A 17,059-nucleotide genomic window follows, 5' to 3' on the forward strand; every position below is an offset into this window, starting at 1 on the left:
CAACTATTAGTTGTTATACGTAATCGTGTACGATACGGACGGATATTGCGTCGTTGTCGACTCCACACGTTCCAGGACCAGAACCAATGTTCCAGTCGTGTAGTAGGCGCTGCCTGTATTGTAATTCATGCTTGTCGCCGTGAATGTGCCCAGATCAAGATTGACGCCATTGTAGTACCAATAATAATGCCCTTTAATCGTGCCCGCTGTTGAGGAATTAATCGTAATGCTTGTACCCGACGTCCTTGCATTAGGCAGTAAATAGGTATGGCCATTGCCATACTCCATCGTATAGCTATAGGAACTGCCATATGAAGCGATTTGTACGAGTGAAGTCGGATTGGCATTAGCTGTCACGCTGAATGCCAGCATAAGCATCACCAGCAGGAGGCCTACTTTGAACCGAAGCTTCTTCATTGTCATTAATGCACATCCTCTCTCCAATCAGGAATACAACTTCCTTGTGACTGTCCACGCTTCATGAAATAGCCGTCCGGCGATTCTAAGCTGGCAATCTGTCTCGGGCATGCATCCCTCCTATCGAGATTGAAAGCGTTTTCGTTGCTACGTAAGTTACTATACTACTGTTAAATGATGATGTAAACACCATTTTTTGAGCGAAAATGATTCTGCTCCTGTTTCGAGTTCTCTTTCGCAATATCATCGTTAGACAGGAATAGCTCTCCCTCTCTTTTTCCATACTAAGGTAATGAAAGCGTTCGGCGATTGCCGCATACGCATCCAGCTGAGAGGAAGTTGCTCATGATTAAGCGTTGGTTCACCCGTCTGACGGGGCGCCCAGCCTCAGGCCGCACAACCGCTGCCGCCAGACGACGCAGGCGCCCCCTCGTTCCCATTATCGCCGAAAGGCTGTGGCCAAGACTCCATGGACGCGCGAGATGGATGCGGCTCATTAAGCTAACAGGCGTCTGTGCCGCCCTGTTCGTCTTCGCGATCGCCGGCTTGTTGATCTACCTGCGCGTGCAGTCACTGCCTGTTGCCTCCATCAGCCAGACTTCGCAGATGCTCGATCTGCAGGGCAATGTTATCGACACCTTCCATACGACGCAAAATCGGCGGTCCGTACCGCTCAATCGAATTTCGCCGTATGTCGTACAAGCAACACTTGCGATCGAGGACCGCAGGTTCTATGAGCATGAAGGCTTTGACCCAATCGGCATGGGACGTGCCATGCTCGTCAATGTGCATAACATGTCTGCCACGCAAGGCGCCAGCACACTGACACAGCAACTCGCACGCAACTTGTATCTAACCCATGAACGAACCTGGGGACGCAAAATAAAAGAAGCGCTGTACACGATCCAGCTCGAGATGCACTACTCCAAAGATGAAATTCTCAATATGTACTTGAACCAGATCTACTACGGGCATGGCGCGTATGGTATCGAAGCAGCGGCTGAGCAGTACTTCGGCAAGCATGCCTCAGAGCTTGATCTAGCGGAAAGCGCAATGCTCGCAGGCATTCCGAAGGGGCCGAAGTACTACTCCCCCTATATGAGTATGAAAAATGCAAAGGATCGCCAACACACGATTCTGCAGGTGATGGCGAACGACGGCGTCATCAAGCAGACTGACGCGGATCAAGCCTATCGGGAAATGCTGTCCTTCAAGCCGCTGTCGGAATCGCGCGGCAACAGCTTCGCACCTTATTTCCGCGACTACGTTCGCTCCTTCGTCATTGGACAGCTCGGCATCGATGAGCGGCTGCTCGACGAAGGCGGCATTCGCATCTTCACAACGCTGGACTCCAATGCGCAGCGCGCGGCAGAGAAAGCAGTGACCGAAGGCATACCTGCGAACACCGAGCAGCAGGCTGCGCTTATCGCAATCGACCCTCGCAACGGTTACGTGAAGGCTATGGTTGGCGGACGCGACTATCCGAACAATCAATACAACCGAGTATTCGCTACGACAAGGCAGCCGGGGTCTTCCTTCAAGCCGATCCTATACCTGACTGCCCTGCAGCAGGCTGGAATGACACCGCTGAGCCGCTTCATGAGCGCACCGACAACATTCACGTATGACGAGGGCCGTCTCACCTATGAACCGCACAACTATAACGATAAATACGTGAACGACTATATCGACATGCGGCAGGCGATTGCCAGCTCAGACAATATCTATGCCGTCAGCTCCATCATGCAGGTCGGAGCAGACAACGTCATCAACATGGCTAGAAAACTCGGTATCGACAGTCCTATGAAGCCTGTTCCATCGCTTGCGCTTGGCACATTTCCTGTAAGTCCGTTCGAGATGGCTTCCGCTTTCGGTACGTTCGCCAATGAAGGGGTCCGTGTAAAACCGATCGCAGTGCTGCGCATCGAGGATAGCAGCGGTCATATCCTATACGAGGCTTCGCATGAGTCGGAACAAGTCGTTGATGCGGCGCATGCCTATGTGCTGACGAGCTTGATGGAGAGCGTATTCGATACAGGAGGTACAGGCCACCGTGTCTCCGCATCGATGAATCGACCGGTAGCCGGCAAGACCGGAACGACAGCCTCGGATGCATGGCTGGTTGGTTATACACCGGAGTTGGCAACGGCAGTCTGGGTTGGATACGATAAAGGCCGGCGGCTGACAACGACGGAAGCGCACCGTGCGGCGCCAATCTTCGCGGCGTTCACCGAGGGAGCTCTCGCCTCCGTGCCGCCGAAGATGTTCCCGATGCCCGAAGGGGTCGTCAGCGCCTACATCGATCCGAAATCCGGCAAGCTGGCCGGCGAAGGCTGCGAGGATAACAAAAGACTGGAAACTTTCGTCGCCGGAACGCAGCCAACGGAAACTTGCGATGGAAACACAGGCAAGGCAGAGGATGCAAGCTCCGGAACGGATGCACGCAAGGAGGAGCAGCGTAAGTCGTGGTGGAGCGATCTTAAGCGGTGGTGGAAAGAGTAGGGGCATCGCCCCTACTTGACCCCTCAATTCTTTAAATTAATAAAATCAAAATTTTCTACCCACCCAAACCCTCAGGAGTTCTACCCACCCAAACCCTCCCTGCAAGGGAGGGCCCCAAAGGTCGTGTGACCTCTGGACTCCTCACAAGGACGCATTCTTGGTGGTTTGGTTCGTGCGCCCGCTCTTGCCGGTTGCGGCAAAGCTCCTGTTCGCTGTATCTAGGTACGGTCAGTCGACCGCACACTTATTTCGCACATTTCCACCTGTCACCGCCCATTGATGATACTTTGGAGTAATTAACGCGATAAGATGAATATGTGTTTGAATTCAAATAGAAATAAGCACGGATGAGCCTGGCTCATCCGTGCTTATTTCTGTTTAGTAGAGTTTGGGTACTGCGGAGACTTTTTTATTCAAGCTCCAGAAACACAATCTGCCGTTTGCCTACCTTCAGCTTCTTCAACCGCCGATACGCTGGATGCTCGACTTTCTGTTTCTTGTCTGCAACGATTGCTACTACGGATATCGGTGCAAGACGAGGCACAAGATTGCCAAGCATCTTACCAACCGGATCAACATTGTCACCGTCATCTGCATCTGACCATTGGACAATCTCGCCGTAAGGAACGTCTGTGAAGACGAAGTCCACTTCACCGTTAAGCTTGTCCAGCATTTCAGACGATGACGATTGACCAACGGCATCATGTGCATCACATTGTACTTCAAGCATTCGGCCTCGCTGCTCGATCAGCATCAGCAGCCGCTCCGCGCTCGCGACCGCTTCCTCATGCGATGCTTTGCCATAAGCCAACGCCATCTCTCGCAGCTGCCCCAGCCGATGCTGCATACCGTCCGCATTCACCATCGACAGATTACGTCGTGCGACTTCAAGCACACGATGATCGATATCTGTGCCAATAATTCGGTTCAAGTCCCTGCCATGTTGAATACCGATGCTGGTCAGCAAGTGCGCCCCACCGCAGCATGGATCATAGAGCGTGAGATCGTTAGTGCGTCCTTTACTCGCCAAATACGCTTTGCCATGCTGATAGATCTCGCTCGCCAACCGTACAGGGAAAGCCGTCGTCCCATGCGCATTGAGCAGCACACGTCCGCTTGCGTAGTCCTCATAGCTTCGCGGCTCCGCTTCATACCGATATTCCATACCTGCCCGTCCTCCTCACTACTATTAATACCCGTCCATATACTGATCTATAAAGTGCCTCGCACTCTTCGACAAATACCGATCCTTCAGCCACACGATGCCAACCTCCGACTGAAACTCCGCATCCTCAATCCGAAGCATTCGAAGCGAGTCGATCGGCGACATGGCTACAACCGACTTCGGAAGTACCGTTGCGCCGATTCCCGCCGCCACCAATGACAAAATAATAGCGACGCTGGAGCATTCGCAAATAATGTTCGGCGTTAATCCGCTCTGTCGAAACTCGCTCATCACCTGCTTATGCATGCCGATCGTCTGGTCCGTCTTAAGCGTCAGGAACGGATAGTCAGCCAGCGCTGCCAGCGTGATGGACGTCTGCTTCTGATCCGGCTGCAGTTTGCTTGGAATGACCGCTACGAACGGATCAGATGGAAGTCGCAGCACATCATACTCATAAGGCGATTCTTCCGCGAATTCAAAAGGCAGGCGGGCGACAACAAGCTCAATGCTGCGCTTCGCGAGCGCATCGCCAAGTTGATAATGGTCGCCTTCGCTTATTTTGAACGTTACTTGGGGATACTTCTCCCGGTAGCGTTCAATCGCCCGGGGCAATAGCGAGACGCAAGAGACGACGGCGCCTATGGCGAGAAAGCCGGATACGCCTTCCTCGACCTCCTTCACCTCCTGCAGCGATTCATGCAGTTGGCGGATAAGACCTTCTGCCCGCTCGCGCAGCAGATCTCCTGCATGCGTTAGCGTCAATTGTTTGCCGCTGCGGTCGAATAACGTCACGCCAAGCTCCCGCTCCATCTGCTTCAACTGCCGGCTGAGCGGCGGCTGCTCCATATTGAGCGCCTTGGCGGCACGCGTAATTTGTCCCGCTTCGGCAATGGCAAGGAAGTATCGAAGCTGACGGATATCCATTCGCTTCACCCTCTTTTCGTCCCATACCTAAAAAGTATGGCGTTTCAATAAAATTGATATTTTCAATATATACAAGACAGTGTTACGATTCAATTATGAAATCCTTTATCGATGCACTACAGTGATGAGAGAACGTCCGAAATATCCAAACTAAGGAGCTGTATACTCATGTCGAAACCGACCATTTCAGTCACACTGACAACGAACCCTAAGCCACGCCCGGACGAGAAGAAACTCGTCTTCGGTAAGTACTACTCCGATCACATGTTCATTATGGACTATGATGCAGGCCAAGGCTGGCACGATGCACGCGTCGTTCCCTATCAGAATATTTCGCTTGATCCGGCTGCGAAAGTATTCCACTACGGTCAGACGATCTTCGAAGGTCTGAAAGCTTACCGCACGAAGGACAATCGCATCGTCCTGTTCCGTCCAGACCAGAACTGGGAGCGCCTCAACAAGTCCAACGACCGTCTGAGCATTCCAGCTGTTGATCCAGAAGTAGCTATGGAAGCGCTTCGCACGCTTATTAAAGTCGATCATGAGTGGGTACCTTCCGAGCCGGGCACATCGCTCTACATTCGCCCATTCGTTATCGCAACGGAACCGCAGCTTGGCGTTGCTCCTTCGACGAAATATATGTTCATGATTCTGCTCTGCCCAGTTGGCGCGTACTATGCAGAAGGCCTGAACCCTGTACCGATTCACGTTGAATCCGAGTATGTTCGCGCAGTCAAAGGCGGCGTCGGCAACGCGAAGACGGGCGGCAATTATGCAGCAAGCTTGAAAGCGCAAGAAGGCGCATCCGAGCAAGGCTACTCCCAAGTGCTGTGGCTCGACGGCGTACATCGCAAATATATCGAAGAAGTCGGCAGCATGAACGTATTCTTCAAAGTGAACGGCACGGTCATTACGCCTGCCCTCAACGGCAGCATTCTCGACGGCATTACTCGCAAATCAGTCCTTCAGCTGCTTCGGTCGTGGGACGTTCCAGTGGAAGAGCGTCAGATCTCGATCGACGAGCTCGTTGAAGCTCACCGCAATGGTACGCTTGAAGAAGCGTTTGGTACCGGTACGGCTGCTGTTATCTCGCCAGTTGGCGCCCTTCACTATAATAATGAGAAGTTGGTCATCAACAACAACAAGACCGGCGATCTGTCAAGCCGCGTATACGATACGATTACAGGCATTCAAAGCGCCGTGTTGCCGGATCCATTCGGTTGGGTTCTGGAAGTTTAAGAGCAGCATCGCCTAAAAAACTGCCAACGATTCCATCCCTTATGATAAAATAACAAAAGCGCCTCTCGCATAAGTCATCCCCAATGACGACGAAGCGAGAGGTCTTTTGTGTTCGAAATAAAACCAAAGGGCTGGTGCGGCTCCATGAACAAAGTATACGGGCTTATCGCCGTCCTCACTTGCTCTGCGTTATTGATCGTTGGATGCTCCAGCAGCGAAACAGCAAGCTCCTCGGATAGCAAGCCTGCAATGATGGATACGGATACAACGGCTCAGGCTGAGCACACAGATTCGCAGGAGAGCGGCTCGGAGCCTTCATCGGATCATACAGCAAATGAAGATGGCTCGCAGATACCAGGCGAACAGCCTTCTACCTACTCCCTCACAGGTTCGATTGCCGGCAAATATCCGATCGAGATGAAGCTTACGCTTGACGGATCGAATGTGGGCGGGACTTATATGTACACCAAATACAAGCAGGATTTGAAGCTGCAAGGAACAGTGGACCAGGCGGCAAGCACCCGCGATAAAATCAGCGTCAGTATGGACGAATTCGATCAGAACGGGGAGCTTACTGGCCATTTCGTGGGGGCGCTCATTTACAACACGGCGAGCCACTCTCCTGCCCTTCTCTCTTTCTCCGGGGATTGGTCGAACGCAGACGGGACGAATACGATTCCATTCGAGGTTACCCCAGTTGGCTCGTCTACCTCCAGCGCAACCAACACTGTGGTATCGGATGCCGATTGGCTCGGCGAGTGGGAGTTAAAGGACAGCACGCAGTTCGTCAATCAAGGCTTAGAAATCCAAGAGGTTACCCCTCAATCGATCTCATTCAATCTGGACAGCTTTGATGGTGGCCACACGGGCGGCATCATGGATAAAGCGGTTCGTTCGAAGGACGGCAAATCAGCCGTATTCACGGGCGATGGCTTATCGCTTACGTTCACCCTTCAAGGCGATCGACTCGTTATTAATTCGGAGGGCGATCCAACGAATTATGCCGGGGCGGGCGTAAGCTTCGGCGGTGAATTCGTTAGGCATAGCGAAACGCAGGAGCTCGATCTCCAGCAGTTGGGGGTTCTACCGTCCAAGGAGGTAGATGATCAGTTTCGGGCCGTGGTCGGAGACGACTATGACCTGTTTACTCAGTCCTTTCAGCTCTTCGACTCCCAATCTGACAAGCTCACGGATACAACGGTTGTGACCGGCGGCGTACGTGGATTGTTCACTATCATGGAAGCCGTCATCATGTACGATCAGAATGGCAGGTTCTACGCCGCTGTCATCGATGGCGATAAGGTCAATTACTATACGACGGAACGATCGTCTTACAACAAGCTGCCCGACGCAATTGAACAGTGGCGTTCCCGCTTCAAGGATAAAGACGTTGTGTATTTGTCATTTGCATAAATGGTACAGCCAAGACCGTCCCGTTCGCCCTCTCCCGATGGCGGATGGGGCGTTTTTGTTATACTGGGCGCTGGGCTTCTTACTTGATAGGATAGACATTCATCATCGGCATTTGTCTTGGATTGATAGAAGTTGGAAGTTGATAGAATAGGGTTATTGCGTAGTACATAGCATCTACCCGTTACGTATATATACATCACAGCTAAATATTTGATAGCTTACTAGCCAGGGCGAGAAGGAGGGATCCCAGAGCGACTGGCACAATCGGAAGGGCTCGCATCCGCCAAAGAGACTACAACGCTGCGGACGAGCTATAACCAAGGAGGACAACCGCGAACACTTTATTTTTGAGAAGAGGTAATGCAACATGCATGAACTAGCGGTATGGGTTACCATCCTATCGTTTATTTTCACCGTCTCGTTCATATTCTGGCGTTCAACAGTCAACGAAGCCATCCCGGCTTCGGTCGGTGCACTCATCGTATTACTCGCAGGCACTGTCTCCCTATCCGATCTGTGGACGATTACAGAGACGATCGGCGGGGCGGCCGTCACCATCATGGCGACCATTGTCATGGCCATCGTATTAGAGAGCTTCGGATTCTTCCACTGGGTAGCCGAGAAGCTGACCGCGCAGTCAGGCGGATCCGGTATTAAGCTGTTCTGGTATACGAATCTGCTCTGCTTCCTCATGACCCTGTTCGTTAATAATGATGGCAGTATCCTTATTACTACACCGATCCTGCTTATGATCCTGCACAACTTAGGTTTGAAAAATCATCAGAAGCTGCCGTATCTGATCTCCGGCGCCCTGATTGCGACAGCGTCCAGCGCACCAATCGGCGTAAGCAACATCGTCAACCTGATCGCGCTCAAAATCGTCCACATGTCGCTGTATATGAGTGCTGCCATGATGTTCGTTCCTGCAACAATCGGTCTGTTGATCATGTCCTCTTTGCTGTTTCTCGTGTTCTATCCTACGCTCCCCAAAAAAATCAAAATGGCTGGCAGACATCGTCCATTCTCCCCGTGGCCCGGTGAACATCCGCTGAAATATTCGAAAGACAACGCGCCGGCCCAAGGAACATTCATGCGCAACATCATTATGTTCGTTCTATCCGTTCGTATCGGCTTGTTCGTCGCCTCTTACGTCGGTTTTCCAGTGCCGCTGGTAGCCGTCATCGGCTCACTAGTCCTCCTCGGTTGGCGCTGGTGGAAGCTTCGCATTGCACCGACGGACATCATTAGGAAGATTCCATGGCATATTCTGATCTTTGCTTTCAGTATGTATGTTATTATCTATGGACTTCATAACATCGGCCTGACGGATTTGCTGATCAAATACTTGAGCCCTTTCGCCCATGGCGGCTTACTCCACGCCAGCATCGGTATGGGTGTTGTCGTTTCCCTGCTGTCTAACTTGTTCAATAACCACCCCGCGCTTATGGTTGGCACATTGACGCTGACGAACATGGGGCTGGACCCGATCACGCTCAAAATTTCTTATCTAGCCAGCGTTATCGGAAGCGACATCGGTTCGCTGCTGCTGCCGATCGGCACGCTTGCGACATTAATGTGGATGCATATTCTTCGGAGAGGCAAGGTGAAGATCTCCTGGAGCGATTATTTGAAAGTAACCATTCTGGTGATCCCGCTGACGGTCATTCTTACGCTCATCATTCTCACCTACTGGGTTTATCTTGTTTTCTAACCAAGAGAGACAAAAAAATCGGCTATCTGGTGGACAGCCGTTTGAGAAGGGTATAGCAAAGCACAAAATAATGTATGTTAAAGAGCTGACATTTGTACGGGCGTTGGCGCATATGCGCTAACGCTCGCTCTTTGCCAGGTACATATTGCTGATATACTCTCCGTGAACAATTCCCATTGGCGAGCGAGGAAAGCAGCTTACCGAGCGAACTGGCTGTGGACACACAGTCAACTCGATTGGCTGTAGGATGGTAACACCACTGTCCCTGATTAGTCATAGGCTGCAGCATACAACTTTGGCTAATAGGAAGTGATGAGATGTCAGGAGCAGGCTTTGTGCCTGATAATTTGAATCTGAAGAAAAGCTCGGGCAACCCGAACTTAGCGTATAACATGAAGGACAATGTGCTGTTCAAGGTCAATGAGTCGAATATTGCATATGAAGTATCTGCAACGCAAATTCCCGCCATGGTCGGCGGATCAGTCGCAGAGCTGCTCATGACGAAAGGCCATATCCGTGAACCGCACTGGCACCCAAACGCCTGGGAGCTGGATGTTGTCATTGAAGGCCAAGTCGTCGTCTCGATTTTAAATCCTGACACATCGCAGCTCATTAACAATCTGGCAGGGCCCGGACAGGTCGTCTTCATCCCGATGGGCTGGCTGCACTGGATTACACCGGTCACTGAGCAGACCAGGCTGCATCTATTCTTCAACAGCAGTCAGGTGGAGAACGCCGAGGTGTCGGACTTTCTGCGGACAACGCCGCTTGAAGTATTCCGTCTGTCCTACAATATCGATCCTTCCCAGATGGGCACCGCACTTGCACCGATTAAGGCAGTGAACGAAACGGTATTCTTAGGACCTCCTCCAAGTGTAAATACACGAAGCGGCAACACGGGTATTTGCGGTAAAATAGGATCAACCATTATCAAACCAGATTCCCTATAAAACTTATTGTGAAGGAGCAGCCGCATGAAGGTCGTCATTGCAATCGATTCGTTCAAAGGAAGCATCTCTTCTATTGAAGCCGCAACGGCTGCTGCTGCGGGTGTGAAGGATATATTCGAGGATGCAGAGGTTATTACGATCCCGCTCGCCGATGGCGGCGAGGGAACCGTCGATGCGCTCATCCAAGCCGCAGGCGGGGAGCGAATCGTGCGGGCGGTCACTGGTCCGCTCGGCGAGCCCGTACAAGCAGGCTATGGCCTGCTCGACGGCGGCGCAACTGCCGTCATCGAGGTAGCCGCCGCCTGCGGCCTGACGCTCGTGCCGCCGGCTAAGCGCGATCCGCTCATGACGACGACGTTCGGCGTCGGCGAATTGATCGCTGATGCGCTGGAGCGAGGCTGCCGCAGGCTGATCGTCGGGCTCGGCGGAAGCGCGACGAACGACGCCGGCGCGGGCATGCTGCAAGCGCTCGGCTGCACGCTGCGGGACGCCGATGGCGCGGACATCGCACGTGGCGGCGCACTCGCGTCGCTCGCGACGATCGACCGCAGCGGACTGCACCCGCGCTTAGCGGACGACAGCGTATGCATCGAGGTCGCCTGCGACGTCGATAACCCGCTGCACGGGCCCGAAGGGGCCGCGCACGTGTTCGCGCCGCAGAAAGGCGCCTCCCCGGCCGCGGTCGATGCGCTCGACACAGGGCTGCGCCGCTTCGCGGACGTCGCCCGCGAGCAGCTCGGCTGCGATGTGCAGCGCATCCCCGGCGCTGGCGCAGCCGGCGGGCTTGGCGCTGCCTTCGCCGGTCTGCTCGGCGCAGCGATGCGCCCCGGCGCGGCGCTCGTGCTGGAAGCAGCCGGCTTCGATCGGCTGCTTGAGGGCTGCGACTTCGTCGTCACCGGCGAGGGCCGGCTCGACGGTCAGACCGCGCGCGGCAAAGCGCCGCTCGCCGTAGCGGCCGCAGCGGCCGCGCGCGGCATCCCCGTCATCGCCCTCGCAGGCAGCGTCGCGCCGGAAGCAGACAACCTCGCTTCCCACGGCATTACGGCAGCGCTGTCGATCGGGCCAGGGCCGATGCCGCTCGAGCAAGCGATGCTGCCGGATACGGCGCTGCAAGGCATGCGCCGCACGACGCGCGAGCTGTTCCGCCTTCTACGCATCACGATAAGCCATCATCGCTGAACCTCTTTCTCTGCCGAGGTCGAAGCCTGCGGTGTATAAGAGGCTCTCGACAGGGAAGGCCCATAGCCCGCTGGCGTCGGACCTAGCAATATCCACGACCAGCGGACGTACCGATACATGATGAGCAGTACAACAATGGATACGCTAAGCGCAGCGGTATAACCGCCAGCTATCCATAGATGATAAGCTAGCGGCAAGTCTGGACTCGGAACGTTGCGGCGGTACAACAATAAGACAAACGGATGAATCAGATAGATCCCGAATGAAAGCGCGCCTAACTGCTGAAACCCCTTAGCGATGACTCGTGAGACACGATAACGATTCAAGGCGATACATACGCTTAACAGGACCATCGTCGTCAATAGCGTATAAAGCTGATAGCCGATTTCGAACCAGTATCCTTCAGGCACTGGATCTTTGCCCGTTCGGAGATCGATATACAACCAGAGGAATCCGATTGTTGATGCCGCCCACATTAGCCCTACTACCGCTGCTGCAGCCTTCCTCCAAGCCGAAGTTCCATCTCGCTTATCTGATTCGCCTTCCCGTTTGCTGCCGAATCCGTGCACATAAGTGGTGCTTTTCATCCCAAGATAGGCTCCTAGCATGAAGATGAAGAAGTAAGTGAACGACCAACTGCCCTTTGAAGCAAGATGCCAGTACTCCCGATTCATTAAATAGAACGACCATTGGATGACGCAGCCGATCGGCAGAGCGAGCCAAGCCGAAACACGCAGCTTACGGAATAATAACAGCAGCAGCGGAAACAGCACATACAACTGCAGCGTAATAATGACATAGTATAGATGGGTATAGGCCTTGCCGTATAACAAATGCTTGCCAAACTGCTGTAGAAGCGCTGTCGGCTCCCATGCCCTATGATTCAGGTCATTCATATAAAGCTCGTACCCGAGCGAAATGAATACATAAGGAATTGCTAGCTGCTTGAACCTCTTCAAATAGAAGTCGCCTAATGCACGCGGCGTCAGCGACTTATCGTAATACTGATAGAATAGTACAAAACCAGATAAAAAAATAAAAGCCGGCACACAAAACAGCGATAGCGTGTTAAGCGCGATATACACCGTTCGGGCCGTGGAGTTCGGCAGCGCCCCTACTGCAACCGAGGTTGCATGCACCATAAGAACACCTAAAATCGCAATTCCGCGAAGACTGTCCAGTTCTGGCAATCTTCCTCTTGCTCTAGCAGCCATGGGTATCCATTCTCTCCTTGTTGGTCTGACTCTTTAGTGTAAGATGTTTCCTATATGCGGTTGTTCAAAAAGTCGTCTTTTGATCACGATGTAAGTCAGGAAGCCTGATCGACTTCGAAGCTTGCGTTCACCTTCGAAGTCCGGAGGTTACGCTTCCGAAGTAGGTTTCCTCTGGAAACCTTGTACTCATGTAGGTGTTGCCTACACTCCGTTCCTCCTGAAGTTATTTGCGATACTTCAAGCGTAACAACCTGCGAGCAAATAACAGCTTCGTAAGCATACGCTTTTCAGGTTCTCGCAATCTTCTCGGTGCTGAAAACCCAACTTTTTGAACTCACAATATATGTATGTAACACCCGTGTATATTCTGCAGGCCGCGACTCATTCCCTTTTATGCAAACTGTTATTTCTAACGCACATTACTTACATATCGGACCAGCTAGTGGGCATATACTGTTCCATCTTGCTTGAAGTGTGAGGAGGCTGGAGCCGATGTCCGACCGCTCAACCGCCCTGCAGCAATCCATGGCTGAAACCTGCCGCGCCGATCATGATCATGAGCCCACACCCGGAGCACCCGCTGCTTCTGAAGCAGCTTTGCATATCAACGGCTTACATAACGCCAGCGGAGCAATCCTCTCACCACTGCGCCGCATCTTCGTGTCGCGCCGCCTCACCCCGATTGGCAGCGCCATACTCGTACTGATTGCACATGCAATCCACCTTCTCGCCTTGCCTATGCTTGCCCTGCTGCTCGGCACGCAGACTGGTTCGGACGGCACCGCTCCATTGTTTAGTCACGATAATCATACGATCAGCAGCGGCACGACGAGCGGCCTGTTAGGCGCGAACGGTCTCCTGCTGAAGTGGGGCAGCGATCTGCTTGCCGCTGCTACCATCGTAACTGCCATCGCGATGTGCCGTGCCACTACAAGGTTGTGGCTTCGTGTTCGCCAGCATCCATTGCTCTGCATTGTGCATACGGTCATCGCCGCTCTGTGCGTATGGCTCGCCGTCCATTAGTACACAATAAGACGCCCGATTGTCCCAGAGCGGACCAATCGGGCGTCTTCTGCTTATACATATTGACAAGCCTTACCCCGCTCTTTATGATGAGGGTAGTCATTGGATAAACAAATACATCAATCGATTAATGCATTTATTAATTCAACTCTGATGTAACCAAAGAATCTATCGAATTCAAACATGTTAAGGAGCGATTATTGATGGCAACGAAGCCTACTGCTGTACTGAACGCTGATCTGACGACCGGTACAATTAACCGTAATATCTACGGCCATTTCGCCGAGCATCTCGGCCGCTGCATATATGAAGGCTTGTGGGTTGGCGACAATCCCGAAATTCAGAATACAGGCGGTATCCGCAACGACGTATTGGAAGCGCTTCGCAATCTGAACATTCCTGTTCTGCGTTGGCCAGGCGGCTGCTTCGCCGACGAGTACCACTGGAAAGACGGCGTAGGTCCTGTTGAATCGCGCAAACGCATGGTCAATACGCACTGGGGCTGCGTCGTGGAAGACAATAGTTTCGGTACGCATGAATATATGCACCTTGTTGAACTGCTCGGCTGCGAGCCTTACATCAACGGCAACGTGGGCAGCGGCACCGTTCAAGAGATGTCCGAATGGGTTGAATACATAACGTTCGAAGGCGAATCGCCAATGGCGAACTGGCGCCGCGAGAACGGTCGCGAGAAGCCTTGGAAGCTCAAATATTTCGGCGTAGGCAACGAAAGCTGGGGCTGCGGCGGCAACATGCGTCCTGAATACTATGCCGACTTGTACCGCCAATTCCAGACGTATGTCCGCAACTATGGCGACAACAAAATCTACCGCATCGCATGCGGCGCCAACGTGGACGACTACCGCTGGACGGAAGTGCTCATGGAGCGCGCCGGCAATCACATGGACGGCCTGAGCCTTCACTATTATACGTACCCTGGGCTGTGGGAAGATGAGAAGAAACCTGCGCTGCAGTTCGACGAGGGCATCTGGTTCGAGACGATGTTCAAAGCGTACTTCATGGACGAGCTCATCACGCGTCACTCCAAAGTGATGGACAAATTCGATCCGAAGAAACGCGTCGGCATCATCCTTGACGAATGGGGCACTTGGTTCGGCGTAGAGCCGGGCACGAACCCAGGCTTCCTGTATCAGCAAAGCACGATGCGCGACGCGCTTGTCGCGGGTCTGCACTTTAACATTTTCCACAACCATAACGATCGTCTCCACATGGCGAACATCGCGCAGACGATTAACGTACTGCAAGCGGTAGCGCTGACGGACGGTCCTCGTATGCTGCTCACGCCAACGTACCATGTATTCGAGATGTACAAGGTGCACCAAGACGCGCAGCAGGTTCAACTGAACTACGACAGCCCTGAGTATGAAATGGATGGCCGTTCGATCAACCAAGTGAGCATGACGGCTTCCAAAGCAGCGGACGGCACGATTAACCTCGGCATCTGTAACGTTCACCACGCCGACGCGGTGAGCATCAGCATCGAGCTGCGCGGTCAAACGTTCTCCTCGATCGAAGGCCGCGTATTGACGAGCGCCGAGCTGCGCGACTGCAACACGTTCGACAATCCGGACGTTGTGAAGCCAGTGCCGTTCACGGCATTCACGATCGAAGACGGTGTGCTCCGCCTCGACCTGCCTGCACGTTCGGTTACGTCGCTCGCACTGAAAGCTTAATGATTCGTCCCTAACAGGACTATCGAATCATCCCGATTCGTTCGAATTGATATACAAAAGGGTGTCCCAAGCCGCGTTCACGCAGCTTGGGACACCCTTTTCATATGTTTGCACAATCCGCCGCAATGCCTGATTTGGCGCGGCTTTGCGCCCTTTTCTGCTAGTAAACTTCCAGATCCGTCCTAAATGAACGTTCTCTCATTCATTTTTAAGAATGCGTTGCCAAAGCAGCAATACCAACGGTTTGATTCCTTTTTGTCACAATTTAGGTAATTGCGGACGTGCTATAGTAGCCCTACAGCAACTAGACGAAACATAAAGCGGAGGAGATATAAACATGAACTTCAAAAAATCGGTAATGGGCAAAACATTGGCTGCAGCTTTCCTGGCACTGACGGTTTCAACAGCATCGATTGGGGGCATCCTTCCGACTGAAAAGGCGCACGCAGCAACAGCATCCCAGCAATCTACAATTGTATCGACAGCGAAAAAATATCTGGGCACACCATATAAATTCGGTGCTTCCACGTCGACGACAGCTGTATTCGACTGCTCGTCATTCACGAAGCGCGTATTCTCGAAGATCGGCGTTTCGCTGCCGCGTGACACGAAGCAGCAAATAAAGGTTGGCAAATATGTATCCAAGAGCAACCTGCAAGTCGGCGATCTGGTCTTCTTCTACTCCCCGACTCACCACGTTGGCATCTACATCGGCAACGGCAAGATCATCCACACGTACGGTGCGGGCGGCGTTAAAGTCTCGTCGATCACGTCCGGCTGGTGGAGCAAGTACTACAACCAAGCTCGTCGCGTAGCTTAGTCTTTCTTAATCTTTAATGTTTTATCTTGCACCATGCACGCTTGCTTCATTCATTCCCAAGACGTCCGGACAAGCGCTCCCCCGCTGCCTGGGCGTCTTTTGTTGTCTACAGCTATCCTAACAGAGCTAACTGAATTGCGGCTGAATATGCGGTTGGCAATTTACGGAGTACGTCGGAATCAATTAGTTCCAACTATGCAGAAAAGGCCAAGGATGGCTGCTCTACAGCAGTCGCCTTGGCCTTCTTCTATTCAAATCCGCTGTCTTACGCCTCAAGCGCTTGTTTCAGTGTGTCCGATGAACGGTCCCACCACTCTTGATTATGCTCAACAAGCAGCTTCTTGAGCGCTGCCTTCTCTTCTGCATCCAAGCCGTCAAGCATGAAACGGCGCTTGATCGCATAATCGAGCCGGTTGACGTGATCCGCAAGCAGCTTCCAGCCGCGACGCGCTTCCGTATCGATCAACATCTCGCAAGCGGTTGCCCCGCCATAGAGGGAGCCTTCCTCATTACGGTCTACTGCGATCCATACGATCCAGCATTTGCGACCGTTCGGTACATCTTCCTTGTTCGCGCTGAACTTGATGCCCTTCTCGATCTTGCTCTTCGCATGCATAGCACCCACATCGATAATTGCTGTATCACCATCAATAATGACAGGAGACACTTGGCTCAAATCGATCGAGCCCGCGCCGAAGCCGCGATGCTCCTTGCTGCTGACAACGTTCAGCGACAATGACTTCTTCGGCTTCGCCTCTTGCCCGCCTTGTCCTTGCTGTTCCATCTTGATTCACACCTTTCCACTCTT

At 52.8% G+C, this 17,059-nt stretch carries 14 protein-coding genes; 9 read left to right on the forward strand and 5 right to left on the reverse strand.

Annotation, left to right across the window (positions count from 1 at the left end):
- Window positions 1-6 precede the first annotated feature (6 nt).
- Window positions 7-423: a hypothetical protein gene (locus tag H8B09_RS23965; protein ID WP_191206127.1), complete on the reverse strand. Its 417-nt coding sequence runs from the start codon at window positions 421-423 to the stop codon at window positions 7-9.
- Between the two features lie 339 nt (window positions 424-762).
- Here H8B09_RS23965 and H8B09_RS23970 point away from each other — a divergent pair, with 339 nt between their 5' ends.
- Window positions 763-2,919 (forward strand): transglycosylase domain-containing protein, encoded by a 2,157-nt coding sequence (locus H8B09_RS23970; protein ID WP_224753952.1) that lies wholly within the window; start codon window positions 763-765, stop codon window positions 2,917-2,919.
- 409 nt (window positions 2,920-3,328) lie between these two features.
- Here H8B09_RS23970 and H8B09_RS23975 read toward each other — a convergent pair whose 3' ends face one another.
- Together H8B09_RS23975 and H8B09_RS23980 are read right to left on the reverse strand one after the other, a co-directional pair.
- Window positions 3,329-4,084: a hypothetical protein gene (locus H8B09_RS23975; protein ID WP_191206128.1), complete on the reverse strand. Its 756-nt coding sequence runs from the start codon at window positions 4,082-4,084 to the stop codon at window positions 3,329-3,331.
- A gap of 24 nt (window positions 4,085-4,108) precedes the next feature.
- The gene (locus H8B09_RS23980) at window positions 4,109-5,008 is read right to left on the reverse strand and encodes a LysR family transcriptional regulator (RefSeq protein ID WP_191206129.1); all 900 of its coding nucleotides are present in this window, start codon (window positions 5,006-5,008) and stop codon (window positions 4,109-4,111) included.
- A 168-nt stretch (window positions 5,009-5,176) separates the two neighbouring features.
- Here H8B09_RS23980 and H8B09_RS23985 point away from each other — a divergent pair, with 168 nt between their 5' ends.
- From H8B09_RS23985 to H8B09_RS24005, 5 genes are all read left to right on the forward strand, one after another.
- The gene (locus tag H8B09_RS23985; protein WP_191206130.1) at window positions 5,177-6,247 is read left to right on the forward strand and encodes a branched-chain amino acid aminotransferase; all 1,071 of its coding nucleotides are present in this window, start codon (window positions 5,177-5,179) and stop codon (window positions 6,245-6,247) included.
- 108 nt (window positions 6,248-6,355) lie between these two features.
- Window positions 6,356-7,660: a hypothetical protein gene (locus H8B09_RS23990; protein ID WP_191206131.1), complete on the forward strand. Its 1,305-nt coding sequence runs from the start codon at window positions 6,356-6,358 to the stop codon at window positions 7,658-7,660.
- 367 nt (window positions 7,661-8,027) lie between these two features.
- On the forward strand, window positions 8,028-9,371 hold the full coding sequence (locus H8B09_RS23995; RefSeq protein ID WP_191206132.1) for an arsenic transporter: 1,344 nt from the start codon (window positions 8,028-8,030) through the stop codon (window positions 9,369-9,371).
- A 317-nt stretch (window positions 9,372-9,688) separates the two neighbouring features.
- Window positions 9,689-10,321, forward strand: a complete 633-nt coding sequence (locus tag H8B09_RS24000; protein WP_191206133.1) for a cupin domain-containing protein — start codon at window positions 9,689-9,691, stop codon at window positions 10,319-10,321.
- Window positions 10,322-10,345: 24 nt separating this feature from the next.
- Window positions 10,346-11,500: a glycerate kinase gene (locus tag H8B09_RS24005; protein ID WP_191206134.1), complete on the forward strand. Its 1,155-nt coding sequence runs from the start codon at window positions 10,346-10,348 to the stop codon at window positions 11,498-11,500.
- Here the strand turns inward: H8B09_RS24005 and H8B09_RS24010 are convergent.
- A complete protein-coding gene (locus H8B09_RS24010) occupies window positions 11,491-12,714 on the reverse strand; it encodes an acyltransferase (protein WP_191206135.1) in 1,224 nt (407 codons plus the stop codon). The two genes, H8B09_RS24005 and H8B09_RS24010, sit on opposite strands and share 10 nt — an antisense overlap.
- A gap of 492 nt (window positions 12,715-13,206) precedes the next feature.
- Between H8B09_RS24010 and H8B09_RS24015 the strand changes: the two genes are divergently transcribed.
- The 3 genes from H8B09_RS24015 to H8B09_RS24025 all read left to right on the forward strand — a co-directional run bounded on the left by H8B09_RS24015 (window position 13,207) and on the right by H8B09_RS24025 (window position 16,251).
- Window positions 13,207-13,737 (forward strand): hypothetical protein, encoded by a 531-nt coding sequence (locus H8B09_RS24015; protein WP_191206136.1) that lies wholly within the window; start codon window positions 13,207-13,209, stop codon window positions 13,735-13,737.
- A 203-nt stretch (window positions 13,738-13,940) separates the two neighbouring features.
- Window positions 13,941-15,431: an alpha-N-arabinofuranosidase gene (locus tag H8B09_RS24020; protein WP_191206137.1), complete on the forward strand. Its 1,491-nt coding sequence runs from the start codon at window positions 13,941-13,943 to the stop codon at window positions 15,429-15,431.
- A gap of 337 nt (window positions 15,432-15,768) precedes the next feature.
- Window positions 15,769-16,251, forward strand: coding sequence for a C40 family peptidase (locus H8B09_RS24025; RefSeq protein ID WP_191206138.1), 483 nt, complete (start codon window positions 15,769-15,771; stop codon window positions 16,249-16,251).
- A 265-nt stretch (window positions 16,252-16,516) separates the two neighbouring features.
- On the opposite strand, the gene H8B09_RS24030 is transcribed toward H8B09_RS24025, so the two are convergent.
- Window positions 16,517-17,035, reverse strand: coding sequence for a YwhD family protein (locus H8B09_RS24030; protein WP_191206139.1), 519 nt, complete (start codon window positions 17,033-17,035; stop codon window positions 16,517-16,519).
- Between the last annotated feature and the right edge of the window lie 24 nt (window positions 17,036-17,059).

Source organism: Paenibacillus terricola, from assembly GCF_014779765.1.
Taxonomy (GTDB): domain Bacteria; phylum Bacillota; class Bacilli; order Paenibacillales; family Paenibacillaceae; genus Paenibacillus_T; species Paenibacillus_T terricola.